The 23,713-nt window shown below is 36.3% G+C and carries 20 protein-coding genes, 1 other RNA gene and 1 pseudogene; 14 read left to right on the forward strand and 8 right to left on the reverse strand.

Annotated features, from left to right (window positions below):
• Positions 1-16: 16 nt before the first annotated feature.
• The 3 genes from P176_RS0100680 to P176_RS0100690 all read left to right on the forward strand — a co-directional run bounded on the left by P176_RS0100680 (position 17) and on the right by P176_RS0100690 (position 3,157).
• The gene (locus P176_RS0100680; protein WP_026752898.1) at positions 17-1,936 is read left to right on the forward strand and encodes a DUF294 nucleotidyltransferase-like domain-containing protein; all 1,920 of its coding nucleotides are present in this window, start codon (positions 17-19) and stop codon (positions 1,934-1,936) included.
• A complete protein-coding gene (locus P176_RS0100685) occupies positions 1,936-2,601 on the forward strand; it encodes a 3'-5' exonuclease (RefSeq protein WP_026752899.1) in 666 nt (221 codons plus the stop codon). The genes P176_RS0100680 and P176_RS0100685 overlap by 1 nt, the downstream gene beginning before the upstream one ends.
• Before the next feature lie 73 nt (positions 2,602-2,674).
• A complete protein-coding gene (locus P176_RS0100690) occupies positions 2,675-3,157 on the forward strand; it encodes an acetyl-CoA carboxylase biotin carboxyl carrier protein subunit (protein ID WP_026752900.1) in 483 nt (160 codons plus the stop codon).
• Between the two features lie 12 nt (positions 3,158-3,169).
• Here P176_RS0100690 and P176_RS0100695 read toward each other — a convergent pair whose 3' ends face one another.
• The 3 genes from P176_RS0100695 to P176_RS0100705 are packed head-to-tail and all read right to left on the reverse strand — an operon-like array spanning position 3,170 to position 6,222.
• Positions 3,170-4,909, reverse strand: a complete 1,740-nt coding sequence (locus P176_RS0100695) for a T9SS type A sorting domain-containing protein (protein WP_026752901.1) — start codon at positions 4,907-4,909, stop codon at positions 3,170-3,172.
• 11 nt (positions 4,910-4,920) lie between these two features.
• Entirely contained in the window at positions 4,921-5,157 is a 237-nt protein-coding gene (locus P176_RS0100700) for a T9SS type A sorting domain-containing protein (protein WP_026752902.1), read from the reverse strand.
• Positions 5,158-5,196: 39 nt separating this feature from the next.
• A complete protein-coding gene (locus tag P176_RS0100705) occupies positions 5,197-6,222 on the reverse strand; it encodes a low specificity L-threonine aldolase (RefSeq protein WP_026752903.1) in 1,026 nt (341 codons plus the stop codon).
• A gap of 193 nt (positions 6,223-6,415) precedes the next feature.
• On the opposite strand from P176_RS0100705, the gene prfB reads away from it, so the two are divergent.
• The 5 genes from prfB to P176_RS0100735 all read left to right on the forward strand — a co-directional run bounded on the left by prfB (position 6,416) and on the right by P176_RS0100735 (position 11,930).
• Positions 6,416-7,526 (forward strand): peptide chain release factor 2 gene (gene prfB / locus P176_RS0100710; protein WP_156032930.1). Its coding sequence is split into 2 segments (ribosomal slippage): positions 6,416-6,478 and positions 6,480-7,526, totalling 1,110 coding nucleotides; the frame shifts between segments, so codons are not numbered across the junction.
• A gap of 422 nt (positions 7,527-7,948) precedes the next feature.
• Positions 7,949-8,566 carry an HAD family hydrolase gene (locus P176_RS0100720; protein ID WP_026752905.1) on the forward strand — a complete coding sequence of 206 codons (618 nt, stop codon included), beginning with the start codon at positions 7,949-7,951 and terminating at the stop codon, positions 8,564-8,566.
• 3 nt (positions 8,567-8,569) lie between these two features.
• Entirely contained in the window at positions 8,570-8,911 is a 342-nt protein-coding gene (gene arsC, locus P176_RS0100725; RefSeq protein WP_026752906.1) for an arsenate reductase (glutaredoxin), read from the forward strand.
• Between the two features lie 79 nt (positions 8,912-8,990).
• On the forward strand, positions 8,991-9,404 hold the full coding sequence (locus tag P176_RS0100730) for a hypothetical protein (RefSeq protein WP_026752907.1): 414 nt from the start codon (positions 8,991-8,993) through the stop codon (positions 9,402-9,404).
• 6 nt (positions 9,405-9,410) lie between these two features.
• Positions 9,411-11,930: an outer membrane beta-barrel protein gene (locus P176_RS0100735; RefSeq protein ID WP_026752908.1), complete on the forward strand. Its 2,520-nt coding sequence runs from the start codon at positions 9,411-9,413 to the stop codon at positions 11,928-11,930.
• 98 nt (positions 11,931-12,028) lie between these two features.
• Here the strand turns inward: P176_RS0100735 and P176_RS0100740 are convergent, their stop codons facing one another.
• Complete coding sequence (locus P176_RS0100740) at positions 12,029-12,208, reverse strand: hypothetical protein (RefSeq protein WP_026752909.1); 180 nt, start codon at positions 12,206-12,208, stop codon at positions 12,029-12,031.
• A 188-nt stretch (positions 12,209-12,396) separates the two neighbouring features.
• Here P176_RS0100740 and fumC point away from each other — a divergent pair, with 188 nt between their 5' ends.
• Positions 12,397-13,794: a class II fumarate hydratase gene (gene fumC / locus P176_RS0100745; RefSeq protein ID WP_026752910.1), complete on the forward strand. Its 1,398-nt coding sequence runs from the start codon at positions 12,397-12,399 to the stop codon at positions 13,792-13,794.
• 78 nt (positions 13,795-13,872) lie between these two features.
• A complete protein-coding gene (locus tag P176_RS0100750) occupies positions 13,873-15,291 on the forward strand; it encodes a T9SS type A sorting domain-containing protein (protein WP_026752911.1) in 1,419 nt (472 codons plus the stop codon).
• Between the two features lie 55 nt (positions 15,292-15,346).
• Here P176_RS0100750 and rnpB read toward each other — a convergent pair.
• Positions 15,347-15,666: RNase P RNA component class A (gene rnpB, locus P176_RS20170), an RNA gene on the reverse strand.
• 88 nt (positions 15,667-15,754) lie between these two features.
• On the opposite strand from rnpB, the gene P176_RS0100755 reads away from it, so the two are divergent.
• The 4 genes and pseudogenes from P176_RS0100755 to P176_RS0100770 all read left to right on the forward strand — a co-directional run bounded on the left by P176_RS0100755 (position 15,755) and on the right by P176_RS0100770 (position 19,899).
• The gene (locus tag P176_RS0100755) at positions 15,755-16,735 is read left to right on the forward strand and encodes a hypothetical protein (protein WP_026752912.1); all 981 of its coding nucleotides are present in this window, start codon (positions 15,755-15,757) and stop codon (positions 16,733-16,735) included.
• A 159-nt stretch (positions 16,736-16,894) separates the two neighbouring features.
• Positions 16,895-18,620: pseudogene (locus P176_RS18730) on the forward strand (DNA polymerase III subunit gamma/tau).
• Positions 18,621-18,751: 131 nt separating this feature from the next.
• On the forward strand, positions 18,752-19,318 hold the full coding sequence (locus P176_RS0100765; protein WP_026752913.1) for a hypothetical protein: 567 nt from the start codon (positions 18,752-18,754) through the stop codon (positions 19,316-19,318).
• Positions 19,318-19,899 carry a tRNA-(ms[2]io[6]A)-hydroxylase gene (locus P176_RS0100770; protein ID WP_026752914.1) on the forward strand — a complete coding sequence of 194 codons (582 nt, stop codon included), beginning with the start codon at positions 19,318-19,320 and terminating at the stop codon, positions 19,897-19,899. The genes P176_RS0100765 and P176_RS0100770 overlap by 1 nt, the downstream gene beginning before the upstream one ends.
• 40 nt (positions 19,900-19,939) lie before the next feature.
• On the opposite strand, the gene P176_RS0100775 is transcribed toward P176_RS0100770, so the two are convergent.
• The 3 genes from P176_RS0100775 to P176_RS0100785 are packed head-to-tail and all read right to left on the reverse strand — an operon-like array spanning position 19,940 to position 23,383.
• Positions 19,940-20,845: a Ppx/GppA phosphatase family protein gene (locus P176_RS0100775; protein ID WP_026752915.1), complete on the reverse strand. Its 906-nt coding sequence runs from the start codon at positions 20,843-20,845 to the stop codon at positions 19,940-19,942.
• A 3-nt stretch (positions 20,846-20,848) separates the two neighbouring features.
• On the reverse strand, positions 20,849-22,897 hold the full coding sequence (gene ppk1 / locus P176_RS0100780) for a polyphosphate kinase 1 (protein WP_026752916.1): 2,049 nt from the start codon (positions 22,895-22,897) through the stop codon (positions 20,849-20,851).
• On the reverse strand, positions 22,898-23,383 hold the full coding sequence (locus P176_RS0100785; protein WP_026752917.1) for a histidine phosphatase family protein: 486 nt from the start codon (positions 23,381-23,383) through the stop codon (positions 22,898-22,900).
• Positions 23,384-23,713 lie beyond the last annotated feature (330 nt).

The following is a 23,713-nucleotide window of genomic DNA, read 5'->3' on the forward strand; positions in this document are numbered from 1 at the left end:
TTTGTAACTTGTAATCATGAAAAACACCATTGCAGAACGGGTTGCGGATTTCTTAAAACGCTATCCTCCTTTTGAATTGTTGAACAAATCACAATTACTTGAAATTTCCTCAGCAGTAAAAATTAAGTATTTTGATAAGGATGATCCCGTTTATAAAATTAATGATGCCCTTAAAAATGAATTTTACATCGTTCATAAAGGCGCAGTGTCTTTAAGAGAAGATGACCATAACGCCTTATTGGTAGTTGATAAATTTGATGAAGGCGATGTTTTTGGACTTAGACCCTTGTTTGCAAAAGAAAATTATGCCCATAATGCTATTGCAGACGAGAGTACCATTCTCTACATCATACCTATTGAATTATTTAAACCTATGGCCGAGAGCAACTCGGTAATTGGTAAGTATCTCATTGAAAGCTTTGCCTCAAACACAGAGAATCCTTATACACAAAAGCACCATGCGGCGTTTTTTTCTGATGCATCCATCATTAAAAATCCTACAGATAATCTTTTCGAACTCCAACCCGTAACGTACATCACTAAAATTATTACGGCTAAACTGGACTCTAAAATTTCCGCAGTGGCGCAGAAAATGCACAAACATCAAATAGGCTCTATAGTTATCGTTGAAAATGACATTCCAATGGGCATTATTACAGATAAAGACTTACGAAACAAAGTTGCCACAGGCCTTCATAATATCGATGATACTGCCGCAAGTATTATGAGTTCTCCCGTTTTATGTTATAAGAGCAACATGACGATTGCACAGGCCCGTATTACAATGATGAAACATCATATTGGGCACATCTGTATTACTGAGGATGGCACACCAAACACAAAGTTAATAGGACTGGTCTCTGAGCACGATATGACAGTGATGGAAGGTAACAATCCGTCGGTATTGATGAAAGCCATACAGCGGTCTGACAGTACTAAAGATCTAAAACGCATTCGCGAGAAAATGATGGTACTGCTTAAGGGGTACATTATGCAAAATATCCCACTAACGCACATCAGCAAGATTATTTTTGAACTTAATGACGCCACTATAAAACGTATTGTAGAGCGCTGTTTGGTGAAAATGAAAAAGGAACCACCGGTTAAATTTGCTTGGATGTCTATTGGAAGCCAAGGGCGCAAGGAACAGTTGTTACATACCGATCAGGATAATGCTCTTGTGTTTGAAAATGTCCCTGAAGAAGATCTAGAGTCTGTTAGAAGCTACTTTTTGACCTTAGCTAAAAAAGTGAACAAACGCCTCAACACAATTGGGTTTGTATTTTGTGATGCAGATATGATGGCGAAGAATCCGCGCTGGTGTTTGAGTTTAGATGAATGGAAATCACAGTTTACCGATTGGACGATATATACCGGAAACGATGAAATTTTACTCAGCTCCATCTTTTTTGATTTTGACATCAGCTATGGAGATGCCACCTTGACCAACGCCTTAGGTGATCATTTGCTCGAGATTACGAAAGGCAATAAAATCTTTTTATCCAAATTGGCCGCTAATGCTTTAAGAAGTGCCTCGCCCTTGGGGTTTTTCAGACAGTTTCTTTTAGAGAGCGATGGCAAACACAAAGATTTTTTCGATATAAAGAAACGAGCCATTATGCCTGTTGTAGATGCTGGTAGAGTATTAGCTTTAAATTATCAAATCAAGACACTCAACAATACAGCCGAACGTTTTGAGCGTCTTGCCGATCTAGCCCCAGAAAACAGAGAGCTTTACCTCTCCTGCTCTTATGCGCATAAAGCATTGCTTAAATTTAGAACTAAACATGGTCTTATTAATAATGACAACGGACGCTTTATTAAATTAGAAACCATGACCAAGGAAGAAAAGATGAAGCTCAAGCGTTGTTTTAAAACCATTAGTAACATTCAAGAAGTGGTTAAAATTAAGTTTAATGTTAGCGGCATACTCTAATGAAAGATTGGCTATCTATTTTCAAAACCAAAGAGCTGCCCGAATTTTGGCAAGATTACGAGTCGAAATTCTCAAAGCACAAATATCCCAAATCCATTAAAGCGAATCGGTATATCGTTTTTGATACAGAAACGACCGGTTTTGATTATGATAATGATAGAGTATTGAGTATTGGTGCTGTGGAAATTCTAGACCATGAAATCCATATCTCCAACAGTTTAGAAATTTATGTGGAACAAGAGCGTTTTAATGAAGATACGGTTGAAATTCATGGAATCATTAGAAACGAGCGGTTAAAAACCTTAACTGAAGATGAAGCCATAAAACAATTTTTGGAGTATATCGGTAACGCTATTTTAATAGCACATCATGCCGATTTTGACATCACCATGCTCAACAAAATTTTAAACCGAAAAGGCCTGCCCGTTTTAAAGAACAAGGTACTTGATACGGTAAATATCTACCGAGCTACCAGAATTAAATCTAACTTTATAAATAATAGTAATTACACCCTAGACGACATTGCAGATAATTTTGCTCTAGATGTTACAGATAGGCATACTGCTGCAGGAGATGCTCTACTTACAGCCGTTATTTTTTTAAGAACAACAACCCTATTGATAAAGCGGCGCGATCTCACTTTAAAACAACTATTTAGACTTTGAGTTGATGGCTTTTGCCATTTCTATTTTAGAACTTGCAAAGACTTACGTATATTTATATCAGAAAATAAAACAAATGAATCCAAGCAAAGCCGTTGTTAACGATACCCACGAATTTGAATTTGATGACAAAGCGCTGTCTCAATTTGATAGCATTGAAACTTCCAATAATCATTTTCATGTACTAGACCATCATAAATCATTTTCTGCGGAAATCGCCTCTTCAAATTTAAATAAGGGCTCCTATGAAGTAAAGGTGAATAATAACCGTTATAAGGTTCAAATAAACAACGCTTTAGATGAACTCATTAAAGATATGGGTTTTGAAATTGGTAGTGCCAAAATGATTAGCGACATTAAAGCCCCAATGCCTGGTCTAGTTTTGGAAATCAACATTAAAAATGGCCAAGAGGTTAAAGAAAATGATACCCTCCTTATTTTAGAGGCCATGAAAATGGAGAATGTGCTGACCTCACCAAGGGATGGCATTATCAAATCTGTTGCCATTAAAAAAGGCGACGCTGTAGACAAAAACCAGTTGTTGGTGGAGTTTGAGTAGGTCTTTTATAGTTTAATTTTTGAGAATCCTAATTACTTCCAAATGAAGTCCTGTATTCAGTTGCAAGAGATAACAACCCGCTGAAAATCCTGAAACATCAATTTTATTATCATCTTGATTTAGTATACCTGTTTTCAACAAGGCTCCGGTAATATCATATAATCTAAACTGGGTTTCTCGCAAAACCTTCACAGTAAAAACACCTTTACTTGGATTCGGAAACACATCGATCCTATTGTTTTCTTTACTATTGATATTAAGCGCAGAGCAGGCCTCAGTGGCATATTTGGCGATAAAGAAGTCGGTCTGCGGGCCCTGGTTCTGGATGATGTTCCCATTGACATCAAAGAGCTGGCTGCCAAAGCCGCCGCCCACCAAGTAGTCCCCAGAGGCATCCACAGCTATGGCCGTACCGTTTTCCCCTGAGCCAACATCACTATCAATCTTGTCCAATGCCGTACATGCTCCCGTTGCCGCATCAAACCTTGCCAAGAGAACATCCTGCCCTTCGTTGACATCTGGCCCCACCAAACTTTGGTCGCCCCAAGAAAAGTCTGTACCTGTAATTCGACCTGTATAAGCCACCTCTTCATTGCTATATACCATAGCACCATCACCACTTGTACCTTGATCGCTATAGTGCGTCGCCCAGATATATCCATTGGCGTCAGCATCGGTCTTTAATAAAAATGTTGGCACACCAGAAAACGTCATACTATAACCAAGAAAACTGTCCAGTTCAAAACCGGGCATGACGGCGGAAATATAGATATTGTTATCTGGATCAAAATCAATATTGAAAAATTTTAGCGAGTTATTAATATCATAGGTATTACCGCGCTGCCATAGATACTGTCCTTCGGTATCAAATGCCACAAGGCTTGAAGGCGCGTTTAGCTCTGTACCGTTGATCATGATACTGCTCTGGCTATCCTGTTTCATCATGGTGGCATAGTGCCTACCGTTGTTTGGGTTACGGTAGTATTTAATCCTATTTCCGCTGACGCTTTCGATAGTACCCATCTGGATCGCCTCGATAAACGTACCATCTGGCTGGTATTTTAAAATGTAGGGGGTTGAGTCCTCCGGGTTATCGTTGACCAAAGCACCATCAATATGATTGCCCTGATTGAGCCATACATGCCAGTAGATGATATCATCCTGCACATCGAAACCCAATGAAGTTGCCTTAATCTCAATCGACAGAGCAGTGGGCTCTTGAGGGCGCACAATGTATTGAAAAACACCTTCACTATCGAACTTGGCATAAAAAAGACTGGCGCAGCCGGAACTTGAGTTTGGAAACACGTAGTCTTCCCCAATTTGTGCAGGATAGGGGTCGCTGGGATCACTACCGTTGCAATTCCCTACCCTACCAGCAACATAGACGTTATCATCACTATCAATTGCCAAATCCTCAATCACTTCGATACCACCGCCCCCAATGACCTTACTCCATCTATAGGTACCGTCGCAAGAAAAACTCGAGATCATATGGTCTGTAATTGTAGTAGGACTTGCATAGGTTTCGATCTCATTACCCTCTACATCCGTATCAGTATAACCCACTTGCGACATGACGTAAACATTCTTTTGACTGTCAGTAACAATATTATAAACCTCTTCCTGTCTTGTAGTACCACTAGTATTGAGCGTATTGTTACTACCGCCTCGCTTGATCCATTGCCAATCTTGGGCGCTCGCAAAGAGCGATAGTAAAAAGACAATTATAAACAATGATTTCTTTTTCATAAAAACAAAAATTAATTAACGATCAACTTGACCCTACCTACCACCTTACCGTTCTGGAACAGAACAATTGGGTAGTACCCAGAGGCGTAATCTTGGGTATCAATGGTGATCTGCCCCTTTTGAAAAGGCTCGGTCTTTTGCCATAGGGCGCGACCAGTGGGATCTGACAATAATATGGTGACCTCCCCTTTGTTCACAAGATTGTAAAATAAAGCCGTTTTTCCTTGAGAAGGATTAGGACTTAGCAATACCTGATCTTTGGGTGTAATTCATAAAGTATTGATTTTTTATAATTTCATTTTACTCAAAATATCCAAGACCTTATCATGCATTTGATCTGTATAATCCAAGTGGGTAACAATACGTAGTTTACCGTGGCCCATGCCACTTAATCTTATCTGGTGTTTTGATAAAGCCTCCAAAAATTTTGCTTCATCAGCCTTTTGGTGCAATTCAAAAATGATGATATTGGTTTCTACATGTTGTACATGCTTTACAATGGAAAGCTTTTTTAAAACTGATTCAATGTCTTTAGCCTTTTTATGGTCTTCAGCTAAACGCTCCACATGATGATCAAGGGCGTATAGTCCTGCAGCTGCCAGATAGCCCACTTGGCGCATTCCTCCACCTAAAATTTTTCTTATCCTTACGGCATTATCCATCAACTTAGAATTTCCGACGAGAACACTACCAACAGGGCAACCTAAACCTTTACTCAAGCATACAGAAATGGTATCAAACACGCTCCCATAATCTTTTGCGGTTTCATTAGTGGCCACAAGGGCATTCCAAAATCGTGCGCCATCTAAATGCAAGCCTAAATTATGCTGCAGACAAACGGTTTTAATTTTTTTAATTTCATTAAAATCCCAGCAAGAGCCACCGCCGCGGTTTGCTGTATTCTCAATTTCGACCAATGAGGTCAACGGACTATGATAAAAATCAGGCGGATTAATAGCCTCTTCTACTTGTTCTGCTTTAAACATGCCGCCTTGGCCTTGGATGAGTTTACAGGAAATTCCGCTATTAAAGGAAGCGCCACCGCCCTCGTAATGATATATATGAGCATTACTATCACAGATCACTTGATCCCCAGGATTGGTGTGCAATTTTAAAGCAGTTTGATTCGCCATAGTTCCCGTGGGGAAAAACAAGGCCTTATCCATGCCAAATAGTTCTGCGATGCGCGCTTCCAAAGCATTAACCGTAGGATCTTCTTTATACACATCATCTCCCGTTTTAGCGCTCATCATGGCATCTAACATGCCCTTTGTGGGTTGCGTAACGGTATCGCTTCTTAAATCTATAATCATGGTCACTAAATATTTAAAATCTTTAATTTTGATAAAGCTATATAAATATACCGAGCTATAAATGTGAAATACCGAAAATACAATATTGTGCTAAAGGAGAATGATATAAAATAATGTCCTGAGGTTTCACATCAACAATAAATAGCTCTAATTTTGTGCTGTGCCGAAAAGGCAAATTTAAAAATATATTGACATGATTACATCAGATCAAATTAAAGATCTCAATACCCGCCTAGGCAAGCTTAGGCACTATCTTTGACATAGATGCCAAGCTGATAGAAATTTCTAACGAAGAAGAACAAACTTTTGACCCCAATTTTTGGAACGACTCTAAAAAAGCAGAGCTCGTTATGAAATCTTTACGGGAGAAAAAAAGTTGGGTTCAAGACTATGACGCCTCCAAAACACTTGTAGAAGACCTTGAGGTCATTTATGAATTTTACAAAGAGGAAGAAGCTACTCAAGAAGACGTTCAAAACCGTTACGAAAAAGCAATTAACCTAATTGAGAAGTTAGAGTTTAAAAACATGCTTTCTGAAGAAGGAGATGCGCTTAGTGCCGTACTTCAAATCACGGCAGGTGCAGGAGGCACAGAGTCTTGCGATTGGGCAAGTATGCTTATGCGTATGTACCTCATGTATGCTGAAAAGAGCGGTTTCAAGGTTAAAGAATTGAACTTTCAAGAAGGTGATGTTGCAGGGATTAAGACCGTTACTCTAGAAATTGAGGGCGATTTTGCTTTTGGCTGGCTTAAGGGGGAAAATGGCGTACATCGTTTGGTACGTATTTCTCCATTTGACAGTAATGCTAAGCGTCACACAAGTTTTGCTTCGGTTTACGTTTACCCGCTTGTTGATGACACCATAGAAATTGACATCAATCCAGCCGATATAGAGATCACTACGGCACGCTCTAGTGGTGCCGGGGGTCAAAATGTGAATAAAGTTGAAACCAAGGTACAATTAACCCATAAACCTACTGGGATTCAAATTTCTTGTTCCGAAACACGTTCACAGCACGATAACCGGAACAGAGCTATGCAGATGCTGAAATCTCAATTGTATGAAATTGAACTTCAGAAACAATTAGCACAGCGCGAGAACATTGAGGCCGAAAAAATGAAAATTGAATGGGGAAGTCAAATTCGAAATTATGTCTTACATCCCTATAAACTGATAAAGGACGTTCGCTCGGCTCATGAAACAGGTAACGTAGATGCCGTTTTAGATGGTGATATTGAGCCATTTCTAAAAGCCTATCTCATGATGATGGGACAAAAAGAAGAAGACTCTAATCAATTGTAAACCAGTATGATTTAAATCGCCAAATGGATTTGTATTGCTTTTGGCCTTTTCATCATTGGTGCTGGATTCTTGATGTTATGTAATCCTAGAGATGCGAAAGCGCTATTAAGAAAAGCAGGAAGCAATGCTTTAATCAACTATGGGCAAATCACTTTACGATTGCTCCCGGCAATAGCTTTGGTCATTTATGCTATATACGCTAAACTTCCTAAACTGTTTTTTGTTTTTGGATGGTTCATGATTCTAACTTCTTTTGTACTATATCTCGTCCCTATGAAATGGCATCATGATTTTGCAGTAAAATCAAGCCATAAAATAAGTTGCACACAAGTAAGATGGTTTCCTCCTTTTGCTTTTTGTTTTGGAGCCTTAATGATCTATGCTGTGATATTATAACATAATAACTTTCAAAATTTAATATTATGAAAACTATCCATACTATCATTTTTGATCTTGGAGGCGTGCTCATCGATTGGAATCCTGAATATGTTTATCTAGAAGTTTTTAATGGTGATCGAGATAAAATGACATGGTTTTTTGACACGATCTGCACCCATGATTGGAATGAGAATCAGGATGCTGGGTATCCTTTAGAAAAAGCTACAGAAGACCGTGTGGCCATGTTTCCTGAACATGAAGAACTCATTCGTATGTTTTATGGACGCTGGGAAGAAATGTTAGGAGGAGCTATTGAAGGAACGGTAGAGATTCTTAAATCGCTTATCAATAATCCAAATTATAAAGTCGTAGCACTTACCAATTGGAGCCACGAGACCTTCCCCATTGCCTTACAACGTTTTGAGTTTTTACATTGGTTTGAAGGGATTATTGTTTCTGGAGAAGAACAAACACGCAAGCCTTTTAAAGAAATTTACGAACTCACTTTAAAACGTTTTAATATTGCTGCGGAAGACGCCGTATTTATAGATGATAACCTACGAAATATCAAAGCTGCGGAAACCATGGGCATCACAGGCATCCATTTTAAATCTCCTGAACAACTTACCAAAGCATTACAAGAACTACATATTACACTTTAATTTATGATTAAGATATACCACAATGCACGTTGCAGAAAGTCCCGCGAAGGGCTTGAACTCTTAAAAGATTCTAAAAAAGATTTCAAAGTCGTTGAATATTTGAAAGATCCCATTTCCGAAGAAGACCTAAAATCAATTCTTACCAAACTTAAAATGTCACCTATAGATTTGGTTCGCAAAAACGAATCGATTTGGAAATCAAATTTTCAAGATAAACAACTATCCGATCAAGATATTATTGAAGCCATGCTAAGTCATCCTAAACTGATCGAGAGGCCTATTGTTGTTAACGACAATAAAGCAGTGATCGGTAGACCTTCGGAAAACATACTGGAAATTATCTAATTTTTGTTTAACGAATAATTAACGGAGTTAAACTAAACCATCGTTTATTTTTGCCGTCATATCCTTTTAATATTCTAAAATGATACGAATTTTCACCATTTTACTTTGCTTTTTCTCATTACATACAACGTTGAATGCTCAAAATGCAACTGACGAGAAAGAAAAAGAACGTTACGAAGAACAGGTTGAGGAGAACAAACAAAAATTTCTCAATGAATTTATAAAAACTTTGGATGTTGATGATTTCCAAAAGGAAATCATTAGACAAACCATGGATAGCTATTTTGATGAAGTCGTTAAGATATCAAAGTTAGGTTTGAAAAGCTTTGAAGCAAAAGACGAAGTGGTTAAAATGAGAGCTCGTCATTTTACAGATGTCAGAGCCATTGTTAACGAAGACGTTATGATGAAAATCGAAGACGCGCTTACAGGGAAATGGAATCCTAAGGACGAAAAAAAGAAAAGAAAAAAACGAAAGAAAAACAACGATTAATTATTTATGAGATATCTTCTAATAGTATTCTGCCTAATTACCATTTTTAACGCCGATAAGCTACACGCTCAAAAAGAAATAACTGTTACTGGTAAGGTGGTAGATGCCGACGAAGGTTATCCTTTAGAATATGCTACAGTCTCTTTTATAAATCCTTCTGATAATACCGTTGCTAACGGAGGCATTACAGACCTTCAAGGGGGCTTTGAAATTAAGGTCGCTCCAGGAACCTACAATGTTAAAATTGAATATCTTTCTTACAAAAACAAAACTTACGAAAATAAAAGTATAGATACCGATATTGATTTAGGTACTGTAGCTCTTAAAATCAATTTAGAAGCACTTGATGCTGTTGAAGTTGTTGCAGAACGTACAACCGTAGAGATAAAGCTAGATAAAAAAATATACAATATAGGTAAAGATCTGACTACTGCAGGCGGTACTGTAAGTGATGCTCTTAATAATGTACCCTCCGTTTCCGTTGATGTTGAAGGCTCGATTAGTCTGAGAGGAAATGAAAACGTTCGTATTTTGATTAATGGAAAGCCATCTGCACTCGCTGGTTTTGGAGATTCAAACGTATTGAGTCAACTACCAGCAGAGGCCATAGAACGAGTAGAAGTGATTACCTCTCCATCTGCAAGATATGATGCAGAAGGTACTGCTGGGATCTTAAATATCATTTTAAGACAAAAAGAAACCCTTGGTTTTAATGGTTCATTAAGTTTGAATTTAGGAAATCCTGATTTAGCCGGTGTTGCTGCTAATCTTAATTATAGAACCGAAAAATTTAATCTCTTTTCCAATGTTGGGTTTCGATATTTTGACGCGCCAAGAAACAGTTTTAGTGATGCTACATATTTTGATAGAATTGATGACGGTGAGCTCATTGAGCCAGAATATGAAAGAATTAGAGAAGATCAAAAGGTAACAAGGCTTAACCGCAACTACAATGGGAATATTGGAATGGAATATTTCTTGTCTGATAAAACCTCGGTTACAGGGAGCTTATTTTATAGATATGGAGAAGATGCCGATGAATCCCGCAATAACAGTGATCGTTTTAATGAGGGTGCTATCATTGAGCGCACCTTAAGAACCGAGCGTCAAAATGAAGAAGATAATAGTTATCAGGTGGCGCTAAACTACATTACCAAGTTCAATGACGATGGTCATCAACTCACAGCAGATTTTCAATATGTAAATGATGATGAGTATCAAACCACTTTTATAGATGAAAATTACCTTGTTAGCCAAGAGGATAATCCAGAGGCTTTTCAAATGGAACGTATTTTTCAAGATGAGGTTCAAAATGAATATTTACTTCAAGCAGATTATGTATTACCTATAGGCGAAAATGCACGATTTGAAGCGGGATACAGAGGTAGTTTTGAAAATGAAGTGACTGATTATCGCCTAGAACAAGAAAATATTACCAACGGAAACTTTTTTATAAATGACACCATAAGCAATGTGTTTGACTATGACGAAAATGTCAATGCCATCTATTCTCAATATGGTACTAAATTTGGTGAGTTTTCTTTTTTATTGGGGCTTCGTTTAGAAAACACACAGCTTAAAGGTAAAATAGACTCTCAGCTAAGTGACGAAGATTTGAATAATGCCTTCAATTTTCCTATAGATACCGATTTCAATAAAAATTATTTAGGCCTCTTCCCTACTGTCAATCTCATTTATAATTTGGGCGCAGGTCAAGAGGATATAGAAGAAAGTATTACTGTTGGTTACAATAGACGTATCAATAGACCTAGAGGTTGGTACATCAATCCGTTTCCTACGCGTTCTAGTAGAACTCGAGTTTTTCAGGGAAATCCCAATCTTAATCCGGCTTTTTCAAGTGCTTTTGACTTAGGATACTTAAAACGTTGGAAAGAATTAACGTTGACCTCTTCTGTATATTATCAATACGAAACTGATTCTTTTGAGCGTGTTGAAGAGAACACAGGACAACAAACTTCAGATGGTATTGATATTATACGAACTATCCCAGTCAATTTATCAACAAATACTAGAATTGGTGCCGAATTAGGTATTCTTTACAACCCAGCTAAATGGTTAAGATTAAATACAAGTTTTAACTTTTTTCAGTTTGAAACCGAAGGTGATTTTAATGGTGTAGATTACAGTGCTAAAAATAACAGTTGGTTTGCGCGTTTTAGCGGTAAAGTGACATTACCCGGAAAAATTGATTGGCAAACAAATGCATTTTATAGAGGTCAACAACAAGGCGCACAAACTAAAACCAATGGGTTATTCTCAATGGACCTAGCATTTAGTAAAGAAGTTTTCAAGGACAAGGCAACTGTATCCCTCAACATTAGAGATGTATTCAACTCTAGAATTAGAAGACAATTGACTACTACAGAATTCTTCTCAAGAGAATCTGAATCACAATGGAGACAACGCCAAGTAACTTTAGCGCTTATCTATAGATTTAATATGAAAAAGGAAAGAAAGGCAGAGGGCCGAGGTGATGGCGGTGATGAATTTGACTTTGAGGGCTAATCACAACCTCTTAAAATGATGGCCTTGGAAGCACATAAAAAAAGGGAAATTCTATAAGAATTTCCCTTTTTTTATGTGCTATATTTAGCTAAATTGAATTAGCTTTTTAATGCTTTTTTTCTTTTGCGTTCTTCTTTTATCTCATTTAAACGCTCAATAAGTGATCCTCCAATCCAGTAAGGAACAACAAAAGTAATGAGGAAAATCATTAGCCAAAACCCTATGGTTAAAATAGTTAAAAACGCTAAAAATCCTAAATATTGGTCAAATTCAAACATGAGATTAATTTTTATTACGGCAAAGATAAAATAAAGCACTTTGTTTTGCAATAGTTTATTGAGGATTTGTTTAAAACCTCATTAAAATACACCTATATCCATCTCAAACTTTAAGATTGAACCAATTATTTCCTATTAAAAAACATTGAAAACCCTAACTTTGTGGAACAACTAAAATTTCAACCCATATGGATTTCAGAATAGAAAAAGATACTATGGGCGAGGTTAAAGTACCCGCAGATAAACTTTGGGGTGCCCAAACTGAACGCTCTAGAAACAACTTTAAAATTGGCCCAACGGCATCTATGCCCTTGGAAATAGTTTATGGCTTTGCATACCTCAAAAAAGCAGCAGCTTACACCAATCATGAACTTGGCGTACTGGCCGAAGAAAAACGAGATTTAATAGCAAAAGTCTGTGATGAAATTCTTGATGGAAAACATGATGATCAATTTCCTTTGGTTATTTGGCAAACAGGTTCTGGTACACAAAGTAACATGAATGTTAATGAGGTAGTTGCTAATAGGGCACACCAAATTGCAGGGAAAACAATTGGCGAAGGCGAAAAAACCATTCAGCCAAATGATGATGTTAATAAATCGCAGTCCTCCAACGATACCTTTCCTACAGGAATGCACATTGCGATCTATAAAAAAGTCGTAGACACAACCATATCAGGAGTCATAAAACTTAGAAATACACTTCACGAAAAATCTCAAGAATTCAAGCATGTTGTCAAAATAGGTCGAACACACCTCATGGATGCAACACCATTAACTTTGGGTCAGGAATTCTCAGGATACGTATCTCAGTTAGATCACGGTATTAAAGCTTTAGAAAACACCTTACCTCATTTATCAGAATTAGCCCTTGGTGGAACAGCCGTAGGTACAGGGCTTAACACGCCAAAAGGTTATAGCAAACTCGTTGCAGAATATATTGCTGACTTTACGAAGCTGCCATTTGTTTCAGCAGATAATAAATTTGAAGCGCTAGCCGCCCACGATGCTTTAGTTGAAACTCACGGTGCACTCAAACAATTAGCGGTGTCTCTAAACAAAATAGCCAATGATATTAGAATGATGGCCTCAGGACCTCGAAGTGGAATTGGAGAAATAATTATCCCAGCAAATGAGCCGGGTAGTTCCATCATGCCAGGCAAAGTCAATCCAACACAATGTGAAGCCTTGACCATGGTTTGTGCTCAAGTTATGGGTAATGATGTTGCTGTAACCGTTGGAGGCACACAGGGCCATTACGAACTTAATGTATTTAAACCAATGATGGCTGCTAATTTATTGGAGTCTGCGCAACTCATTGGAGATGCCTGTGTCAGTTTTGATGAACATTGTGCCTCAGGAATAGAGCCTAATCATGAAGTTATTAAACAATTATTGAACAATAGTTTAATGCTAGTAACAGCCTTAAATACAAAAATAGGCTATTATAAAGCCGCTGAAATTGCAAATACAGCCCATAAAAATGGTACAACGCTCAAAGAAGAAGCTATTAATCTAGGTTATGTAACTGCAGAAGACTATGATGACTGGGTTAAGCCAGAAGACATGGTAGGTACGCTGAAATAGGGACAAAAGCATCAATTAACCGATAAAATTAGTTTTTTATCGGTTAATTGATTTATATTAGCATTTAAACATTTTTTTATGAAAAAAATTCTACTCAACGTCTTATTCTTAATCGGTATTATTCAATTAAATCACGCACAACCTTTTAATGGCCCCATAAATATTGATCCTAATACAGGGAACGAACCCTATGAGCTAGAGAGTGGTGATCTTGATGGTGACGGAGATTTAGACTTAGTTATGGCCACCCTTTTGTCATCACCAGAACAGGATTTTATTAAATGGTATAAAAATGACGGTTTAGGTAATTTTACTATCGAAGCTACTATATCCTCTGCTATTACCTTTATTGATGGTTTAGCTGTAGCCAATATTGATAACCAATTTGGAGATGACATTATTGTTAGTTCTGGAAATCAAAGTAAACTGGTTTACTTTCTCAGTGATGGTAATGGCGGTTTTAGTGAAGAAATCACTATTGATGCTGCCTTAATTGAACCAGGCGAAGTCGTTACTGGTGATATCAATAATGATGGTCATATTGATATCGTATCTATGTCTTATGTAGACAATAAAACCGTATGGTATTCTGGAGATGGCACCGGTAATTTTACTAGTGAACCTGATATTGAAACTGGAGCGTCTGATGGTCCATTTTATATAGATGTAGGTGATTTTGACAATGATAATGATCTTGATGTGTTAGTAGGATCTTACAATACCCAGTCAATAGAAATTTTTTACAATCAATTAACAGAAAGTGGTACAGATACCGTGAGCTGGATTCAAGATGCTGTAACTGTCTATTCTGGTAACTTAACTGACAATACTATTTTGGAGGTGAGATTTGCCGATGTTAATAACGATGGTGTTATGGATATTGTTAAATTAGATAACAAATCGGGTGATGTCGCTTGGTACAATAAAATTAAAGACGGACCTTCTACAGAAAATATAATTTCCGACGAAAGCATTATTGACCGTCCAGGTAAAGTTCTTGTAGCAGATTTAGACGGTGATAATTTAAATGATGTGATATTAAGTGGTGCATTGCCAGCAGATGACACCATCATCTATTTTACAGGTGTAGCTAACGCTTCTCCCGAAGCAATTCCAACACTTATAGATAATCAACCTTTTATAGTTTTTGACATGTCTGCAGCAGATTTTAACGGTGATGGCGATTTAGACATTGCTTCATTGGCAAATCTCAATGATCGATTAGATCTATATGAAAATGAAAGACTTACATTAAGTACCAACACGCTAGAAAATCATCTCATTTCTATATTTCCAAATCCAGCCAATCATACTCTAAATTTTAAAGGTATTTCAGCAGACATCAATACCGTTCAAGTTTATGATGTTATTGGTCAATTAGTTTTGAACTCAAAATTAGACGGACAAACATCAATAAATGTTTCTGAATTGCAAAGTGGTTTGTACACCATCAAATTATACAACAGTTCTGAGACTTTAAAATTTATCAAAAAGTAAAATAGCTTAACATATTTCAAAAAACAAAGCGCCAAGATCAAATCTTGGCGCTTGTTTTGTAAGTAAATCTATAAGCCGAATTCTGTTCATCTCAAATTGAATCTAAGATTACCCTATCATTTATCTGAGTTTACTGTTACCAGCAAACTTTAGCTGTCTACCCTCTAACAATCGCGCGTGTACGCTCAAACGTTAGTATACATGACATTGCACCACATAGAGTTTACCTGGTTTCACTACAGCATAACCTGTACTTGCTTTCTGTTGCACTTTTCCTGATCTCACGACCGGTGGCTGTTAACCACTATGATTGCACTATGGTGTTCGGACTTTCCTCCATCCCAAAACTGGAACAGCGATAGGGCGATTTACTAGCCTCAAAATTACAAATAAAATTAAGTTAAATCTTTTATCAAAAATGTATTTGTCTATATTGCACGAAAAATAAAACAGTCTACATATTATGAAAAAACTATCCTTAATTTTTTTGTTTACATTATTGTTCATTTCTAACTCCAACGCTCAAATGGGATTTGGTAAGCTAGAAGACGTTATGGAAGTTCAAGAAAAAACGCTATTGGTGATAACGGATGCTCAAAGTAGTAGCCTTTTGAAAAAAATTGAAAAAGATCCAGAAAAATATACAGAATATTCAGACGAAATCGATCAATATAATTTGGCATTGAAAGAAGCATTCAATAAAACTTGGACTTTTTCAAATAAAATTGAATATATAACTCAAGAAGAATTGGCATCAATTGAAAAGGACAAATCTAAAAAAGGTAACTATGCTTATTTTGATAACCAAATCAATAGATCACCTAGTAGATTTACATCTTCGTCTTCAAAGGCTGGTGACCCAGACACCTATTCTTTGGTTTTAGGACTTACAGATCAAAAAAAACCAGTGTATCAAATGATGTATGCTACTTTGCACCCTACAGAGGCTGATTTAACATTTATTATTCAACAATTCCAAAACTATCTTAATACAAGGATTGCACTTAAAACTGATAAAAAAAGCAAAAAAGACATTAGAGAAGAACTTAAAGAAAATGCCAATCTACTCAAAACTAAAACCTTACTTTTAGACGAGAATTTTGTAGATGACGATCTTAAAAAAAATATTAATGAGATTTATAAATTCAAATATAAATTAACCAGTAAGGAGGAAATAGACAAAGCAATACTTAGCAGAAATGCTGAAATTGCCTATATAAGAGCTGTTCCAGTAACGCAACAATCTGGCGGAAAAAATTCAGTAGTCAAATTGTCAAAACTTATTTTTGTACAATATGTGGTAAGTGCCGAGGATGGTAAAATTTTGGGCTATGCTGCACCTTCCGCTATGGGGTTAGGAGGAAATCTAGGAGCCCTAACTAGCTCCAGCAATCGTAATACTACCGAAAAGGATTTAGAAAAAATAATAAAGAATATCGATTGATTATAGAACCAAATTCATAAGAGGCTTTTAAAAGCCTCTTTTTTTTGTTGATAACTAATATTAAAATCAGTTAGTGCAATCCTATGTTTAAGCCTGAATTTTTAACTTTGTTATGTTTTGATTTAGGTACTAAAAAGTCCTATCAAAATTGACTTGAGTATGGAACATTTCGTAGTATCGGCCAGAAAATATAGACCTCAAACCTTTAAAGACGTTGTGGGGCAACAGGCTATTACAAACACATTACTCAACGCAATTGAACATAACCACCTTGCGCAAGCACTACTATTTACAGGACCTAGAGGTGTAGGAAAAACAACTTGTGCCAGAATTCTGGCAAAAATGATCAATAGCGATGGTAACGCTACAGGAGATGAAGATTTTGCCTTTAATATTTTTGAACTGGATGCCGCATCTAATAACTCTGTGGATGATATCAGGAATTTAACCGATCAGGTTCGTATTCCACCACAAGTTGGCAAGTACAAAGTCTATATCATTGACGAGGTGCATATGTTGTCTCAAGCGGCCTTCAATGCCTTTTTAAAAACCTTAGAGGAACCTCCAAAACATTGTATTTTTATTTTAGCAACTACTGAAAAACATAAGATCATTCCCACCATCTTATCGCGATGTCAAATTTTCGATTTCAAGAGAATTACAGTAAAAGACGCTAAAGATTATCTTAAATATATTGCAGAAGAACAGGGTATTACTGCAGAAGATGATGCCTTACACATTATTGCTCAAAAAGCAGATGGCGCCATGCGAGATGCCCTTTCTATTTTTGATAGGGTGGTAAGTTTTTCGGGTAAAAATCTCACTAGACAAGCGGTTACAGAGAACTTAAATGTTTTAGATTATGAAACCTATTTTGAAAGCACTGATTTCATTTTAGAAAATAAGATTCCCGAATTATTAGTTCACTTTAACCATACCCTTTCTAAAGGATTTGATGGTCATCATTTTATTGCTGGATTAGCTTCCCATTTTAGAGACTTGATGGTGTGCCAAAATGAAATGACGCTAGAATTATTAGAGGTTGGAGAAGACACCAAAGCAAAATATCTAGAACAATCTAGAAAAGCACCATATCCTTTTTTAATAAAAGGTATCGAACTCGCTAATGAATGCGACCTCAAGTATAAAAGCAGTAAGAACCAGCGACTGCTGGTCGAACTTTGTTTAATGCAACTTGCCTCTATCACTTTTGATGGAGAAAAAAAAAAATAGCAAACATTACATAATACCACCCTCCTATTTTAAAGCAAAAGGCATCAAACCTATTGCTGTGACTGTTCCTAATGAGAAAAAAGCGGTAGCTTCACCTTCGGAAACATTAAGTCAAAAAGATACCCCAAAAGTGGAAGTACCAGCGACACAAACCACCGAGGAAAAAGAAAATGTTCTCGACATTAAAAAGGATCAACGCACTTCAGGACTTTCCTTAAAAAGCATAAGAGCAAAAAAAGAGCATCAGATCAAACAAATGGATGTGGTGGTTGATCAAGAAGATTTACCAAAAAACGCTTTTACTGAAGAGGCTTTTAAAAATGCTTGGAATGCTTACATCGACCAACTCCATAAAAAAGGAGAAAAAATAATGGCGTCCATTTTAGAAATGGATACTCCTAAATTAAATGGCACCGATATCAAATTAGCATTTCCCAATGACACCCTAAAAGTCGAATTAGAACGTGCCCAATATCCGTTAATGGATTATCTACGAAAGCGATTGCTCAATTATGATCTCAACTTAGATATTAGTGTTAATGAGGAAATTTCTAAAAAATATGTCTTTACAGCATTAGATAAATACGAAAAACTTAAGGAAAAAAATCCCAATATTGAACTGCTCCGGAAGACTTTTGGTTTAGATGTTTAATATTAAGGTTCCCTTTTAAAAAATCTTCTAAACACATCTCATTGATAAAATGCTTACTTTAGTTATTCTATTTTAGGATAGTTTCGAAATAAAGTGACACTACAAAACATCTATTTAACAACCAATTACAGATGAAAAAACGTTTTCTACTTCTGCCTTTTATTTTACTCATTGTTTTTGCAAGTTGTGATCACAGAACGAGCAAGAAAGATCATCTCAAAACTGCTGTTTCAAATTTCAATAAGAATGTCACACTAGATCCTCTTAATGTTTACGAGCCTAAGGAACAAGTGGTCATCCAAACCGACTCTATAATTTCAGATACATTTCAGGTGAGCATCAAGAATTACTCTAATTCTTCTTCGGCAATATTATTGAGTGAGAAGATTTCAGATACAGGTCTTCAAAGCCTATTTCACCGCACATTTGAAAGTGATATTTTGGTCACTGTAAAAGATGACATTATCTTTAAAAAGCACATTTCCGCAGCACATTTTAGTTTAAATCCAAAAACAGGATTTTGGAAAGATGCCACATTAGAGCATGTCTGGGTAAATCAAGAGTACTCTAATTCAACTTCTTTATCTTTGGGCATCTCTATTTTAAATCCCAAACTCAAAACCTTTAAGCTATATGAAATGCTTATAGACCGTGAAGGAAACGAAACATTGAATTTAATAGAAGAAACCACATCATAATGCTAGGACTCAAACTTCCCACAGACCCTCGTTGGGTAAATATCGTTGAAAAGAACATAGAAGACATTTTAACAGATCATGCGTATTGCGAGCAAAAAGCTGCTAGTACTGCAATTTCACTCATTGTTAGCTTTCCTGAATATACCGAATTGGTTACTGAAATGACTGCTCTCGTGAAGGAGGAAATGAGCCATTTTAAATTGGTTCATGACCGAATCATACAAAACGGATGGACTCTTGGTAGAGATCGAAAAGACGCATACGTCATTGCGTTGATTCAGTTTTTTCCCAAAGGAGGAAGTCGAACAACTCAACTAATTCATCGATTGCTCTATGCTGCTTTAATAGAGGCTAGAAGTTGCGAAAGATTTAGATTACTTTCAGAAGAATTGAAAGATCAGGAACTCGCAGAATTTTATAGGAAACTTATGGTAAGCGAAGCCAATCACTATACCATGTTTTTAGGTTTTGCAAGACAATATGGTGAACGTGATGAAGTGGACCAAAAATGGCAAGCACTTTTAGAGTATGAAGCAAAAATCATGAAAGATTTAAGCAAACATGAATCTATTCACGGCTAATTGGTGGCAATAATATTTATTAAAAGTAATTTGAGACTTATTACAGATTTATGCTAGATACGGTGTTAAAGTAAACGCTTTTGATAATACCATCAGACAGCCCAATTTTTGGTACATAGATATCTTTGGCACCGCTCCATTTCATTGCAGAAAGATAAATTCTGGTGGCGTGGATGATCACATCTGCCCTATCTTGATTAAGGTCCAGTTCGGTAATGCGCTCCTCGTAATTATAGGTCTGTAACTTGTTATAGTAACTGGTGAGGTAAAAATACGTTAATGGTTTCCCTAAAGCTTTGCCTGAAATTTTAAATATTTTATTAATATTTCCTCCAGACCCTATAAGGTCTACCTTGTCATAACTTTCGGTCACACGTTTTATCCATCGCTCGACTTCATGCCAAGTTTCATTTTTGACCATATCATTGAGCAATCTTACCGTCCCAATTTTAAATGATTTAGAAGTTACGGTATTTCCATTATGAAACACTGAAAACTCGGTACTACCGCCACCTACATCAACATATAAATAGGTTTTATCTTCCTTGATGTACGAGTGAAGATCGGTTGCGGCAATGATTGCCGCCTCTTCTTCTCCATCAATGATATCGATAGAAATGTTCGCTTTTTTTGAAATTAGCTTTGCAAGTTCTGCACCATTATCTGCCTCTCGCATTGCCGACGTTGCACAAGCTTTGTAAGTAACTACTTTATGCGATTTCATAAGTAATTTAAATGCTGTCATGGTATCTAGCATTCTTACTTTATTATCTTCTGAAATCTCACCGTTAACAAAAACATCAGATCCAAGACGAATAGGCACCCTCACCAAACTGCTTTTTTTAAATTGAGCTGGTTTTCCTTTTTGCTCAATAATATTTGAAATTAATAAACGCACAGCATTAGACCCTATATCTATTGCGGCGTACTTTTTTATATTGAGCATTTCTTAATTCAATTTATTTTTATAATAATCGTACAATGCAAACTGTGCACGAACTTTAGGTTCTAAATCGGGTTTGTGTTTGTTTTTTTGACTGCCATCAATAATGCGTGATTTCACATTGTCTCTCCAACACATATCAAAAACTTCCAGGAGCTCTTGTTTTATATCTTCTTGGTAAATAGGACAGCTCACTTCTACTCTATTTTCAATATTTCTTGTCATCCAATCTGCAGATGAAATATACACCTTAGGATCATCATTGTTACAAAATACATAAAGTCTGGTATGTTCCAAAAATTTATCGATAATACTAATGACTTCTATATTATCACTCATCCCTTTAACTCCAGGAATTAAACAACAAATCCCTCTAACAATCATTTGAACTTTCACACCGGCTCTGCTGGCTTCGTACAATTTATCAATCATCTTATAACTTGAGATGCTGTTCAATTTCAGTTTAATAAAAGCCGGTTTTCCATTTTGAACATTCTCTATCTCCTTATCAATAAGCATAAAGAGCTTTGATTTTGTATAATGTGGAGATGTTATAATATGTTTATATCTATAAACTAGATAATTGGTTTCAAAGAAGTTGAATACCTTGTTGACATCTTTCAATATCTTTTGATTTGCAGTAAACATCGTGAAATCGGTATAGATTTTAGCAGTAGACTCATTAAAGTTTCCTGTACTTATAAATCCATAACGTTTGGTTAACCCGTCTTCCTCTCGCTCAACCACGCACATTTTACAGTGTACTTTGAGTCCAGTTACTCCAAACAATAAGTTGATGCCCTCGCCTTGCATTTGTTCGGCATAATCGATGTTCGCTTGTTCATCAAATCGCGCTCTAAGTTCTATAGATACAGTGACTCTTTTTCCGTTTTTAGCTGCATTTATTAATGAACTAGCAACATGACTGATTTCTGCCAGACGATAAATAGTGATTTTAATGCTACTTACTTTTGGATCAAGCGCTGCTTCTCTTAAAAATTTTACCACATAAGAAAACGTTTGATATGGGGTATGCAGCATGAAGTCCTTTTGGGACACTGATTTAAAAATACTATGCTCTAAGCTTAGGCCCTTAACTTTTAAAGGTACAATCTTATTATATAAAAGATCGGTTCTTCCCAAACTAGGGAACCCCATATAATCTCGTCTGTTGTGATAGCGACCTCCCGGGATCACACTATCCTTAGAATCAATCCCCATTTTAGACATCAAATATTCTAGAGTTTCATCATCGATGGTTTTATCGTACACAAACCTTACAGGCTCACCAATTTGTCTGTCCTTGACGCTGGCAGAAATTTTTTCAATAAAACTCTTACTCAAATCACTATCAAAATCCAACTCACCATCACGGGTAATTTTGATCATATGAGCCGAAATCTTGGTATAACTAAAGATATTGAAAATGTCATTGAGACAATATCTCAAAACATCATCTAAAATAATAATGTAATCCTTGCCATCTTTGCGTGGCAGTACAACAAAACGATCCATTGACTTTGGAATCTCAATCAATCCATATTGACGGGAGTTATCCTTAAGTTCCATTTTAACTGCCAAATATGCTGAAATATCCTCGAGTAAAGGTAATTTCACAGAATCGTTGAGCACTATAGTTACCAAAGCCGGACTTATATGCTCAATAAAATAGCGCTTAATAAAGTCGTGTTGATCTGATGATATTTCCGTTTCCTTAATTACGAAAATGTTCTTTTTTTCTAATTTCTTCTGAATATTACTCAAAATATCCAAACTCTTGGTTTGTTGCTTTATTACAATATCTGTAATGATATTTAGAAGATCACTGGCCTTGATTCCTAGTTCGCTTTTACCACCTTTACCAGCTTCATCAATACGTTTAACGGTAGCATATCGTACCTTAAAAAATTCATCTAGATTATTTGAGAAAATCCCCAAAAATCGAAGTCGTTCGATAAGCGGTACATTTTCATCTGAAGCTTCTTGCAGCACTCTACCGTTAAACTGCAACCAGCTTAACTCTCTATTTATATATTCGTTTTTTTCTTTAACCATTTATTTTAAATCCTTGGGATATATTGTAGCAATTGTTTGTCCGTTTTTAATGTCTTGCCAAGATTTACAATCAAATTGAATAATCGCTAAACCGGTTGTTGGCAAATTTTCAATAAATCTGTTCCCAAATATATTGCAAATTGATGTGAAAGCATGATTGTGTCCAAAAATCATAACATTATCATAATTATTGTCAAGATTTTTAATGACTTTGATGAGCTTTTCACCCTGAAAGTCATATAAATCTTCATTGACTTTAACACTTTCATCTGAAATTTCTAAATTTTTAAGAAAAATTTCGCAAGTCGAAAAAGCACGAACGGCCGGGCTCGAGAGCACTAAATCCAGACGTATTAGCTTAGTTTTAAATTCGTTGGAAACCAAGTGCGCATCATTGATTCCGCGTGTTTTCAGTGGTCTTTTTTTATTAGGAAGATCATGCTCCCAAGAGGATTTTCCGTGTCTAGTAAGAATAAGTGTTTTCATAATTCATATCGATTAAACGCAAATATTTCCGATAAAATGTTGCATAATTCCTTTTTAACGATTATTTTCGTCCCTTCAACATTTAAATTTGCGTGAGCTTTTAGTAATGAGTTCATTTGTTCATATTATTAAATATTAAAATGACCCCAAATCAAAGATATATTAATAAATCCATTTCCCTTGCATTGCTCGTCAATGCACTTCCCTCAACATTTTTTATTGATGACTTTATTTATACTCGCTTGAATTGTTTAATCAGGAATTCAAACGTCGTCATGGAATAAAGTGCATACATCCGATTAACAATTATTTTGTTCTAAGATGTATCAA

This window comes from Sediminibacter sp. Hel_I_10 (assembly GCF_000688335.1).
Lineage (GTDB): Bacteria > Bacteroidota > Bacteroidia > Flavobacteriales > Flavobacteriaceae > Psychroserpens.

Coding starts and splice junctions, on each gene's coding strand:
- P176_RS0100695 (WP_026752901.1), bottom strand. CDS start 4,909: ATGAAAAAGAAATCATTGTTTATAATTGTCTTTTTACTATCGCTCTTT.
- P176_RS0100750 (WP_026752911.1), top strand. CDS start 13,873: ATGAAAAAAATTCTACTCAACGTCTTATTCTTAATCGGTATTATTCAA.
- P176_RS0100730 (WP_026752907.1), top strand. CDS start 8,991: ATGATACGAATTTTCACCATTTTACTTTGCTTTTTCTCATTACATACA.
- P176_RS0100775 (WP_026752915.1), bottom strand. CDS start 20,845: ATGCTCAATATAAAAAAGTACGCCGCAATAGATATAGGGTCTAATGCT.
- P176_RS0100705 (WP_026752903.1), bottom strand. CDS start 6,222: ATGATTATAGATTTAAGAAGCGATACCGTTACGCAACCCACAAAGGGC.
- P176_RS0100740 (WP_026752909.1), bottom strand. CDS start 12,208: ATGTTTGAATTTGACCAATATTTAGGATTTTTAGCGTTTTTAACTATT.
- P176_RS0100765 (WP_026752913.1), top strand. CDS start 18,752: ATGAAAAAACGTTTTCTACTTCTGCCTTTTATTTTACTCATTGTTTTT.
- P176_RS0100720 (WP_026752905.1), top strand. CDS start 7,949: ATGAAAACTATCCATACTATCATTTTTGATCTTGGAGGCGTGCTCATC.
- P176_RS0100680 (WP_026752898.1), top strand. CDS start 17: ATGAAAAACACCATTGCAGAACGGGTTGCGGATTTCTTAAAACGCTAT.
- fumC (WP_026752910.1), top strand. CDS start 12,397: ATGGATTTCAGAATAGAAAAAGATACTATGGGCGAGGTTAAAGTACCC.
- P176_RS0100785 (WP_026752917.1), bottom strand. CDS start 23,383: ATGAAAACACTTATTCTTACTAGACACGGAAAATCCTCTTGGGAGCAT.
- arsC (WP_026752906.1), top strand. CDS start 8,570: ATGATTAAGATATACCACAATGCACGTTGCAGAAAGTCCCGCGAAGGG.
- P176_RS0100770 (WP_026752914.1), top strand. CDS start 19,318: ATGCTAGGACTCAAACTTCCCACAGACCCTCGTTGGGTAAATATCGTT.
- P176_RS0100685 (WP_026752899.1), top strand. CDS start 1,936: ATGAAAGATTGGCTATCTATTTTCAAAACCAAAGAGCTGCCCGAATTT.
- P176_RS0100690 (WP_026752900.1), top strand. CDS start 2,675: ATGAATCCAAGCAAAGCCGTTGTTAACGATACCCACGAATTTGAATTT.
- P176_RS0100735 (WP_026752908.1), top strand. CDS start 9,411: ATGAGATATCTTCTAATAGTATTCTGCCTAATTACCATTTTTAACGCC.
- P176_RS0100755 (WP_026752912.1), top strand. CDS start 15,755: ATGAAAAAACTATCCTTAATTTTTTTGTTTACATTATTGTTCATTTCT.
- ppk1 (WP_026752916.1), bottom strand. CDS start 22,897: ATGGTTAAAGAAAAAAACGAATATATAAATAGAGAGTTAAGCTGGTTG.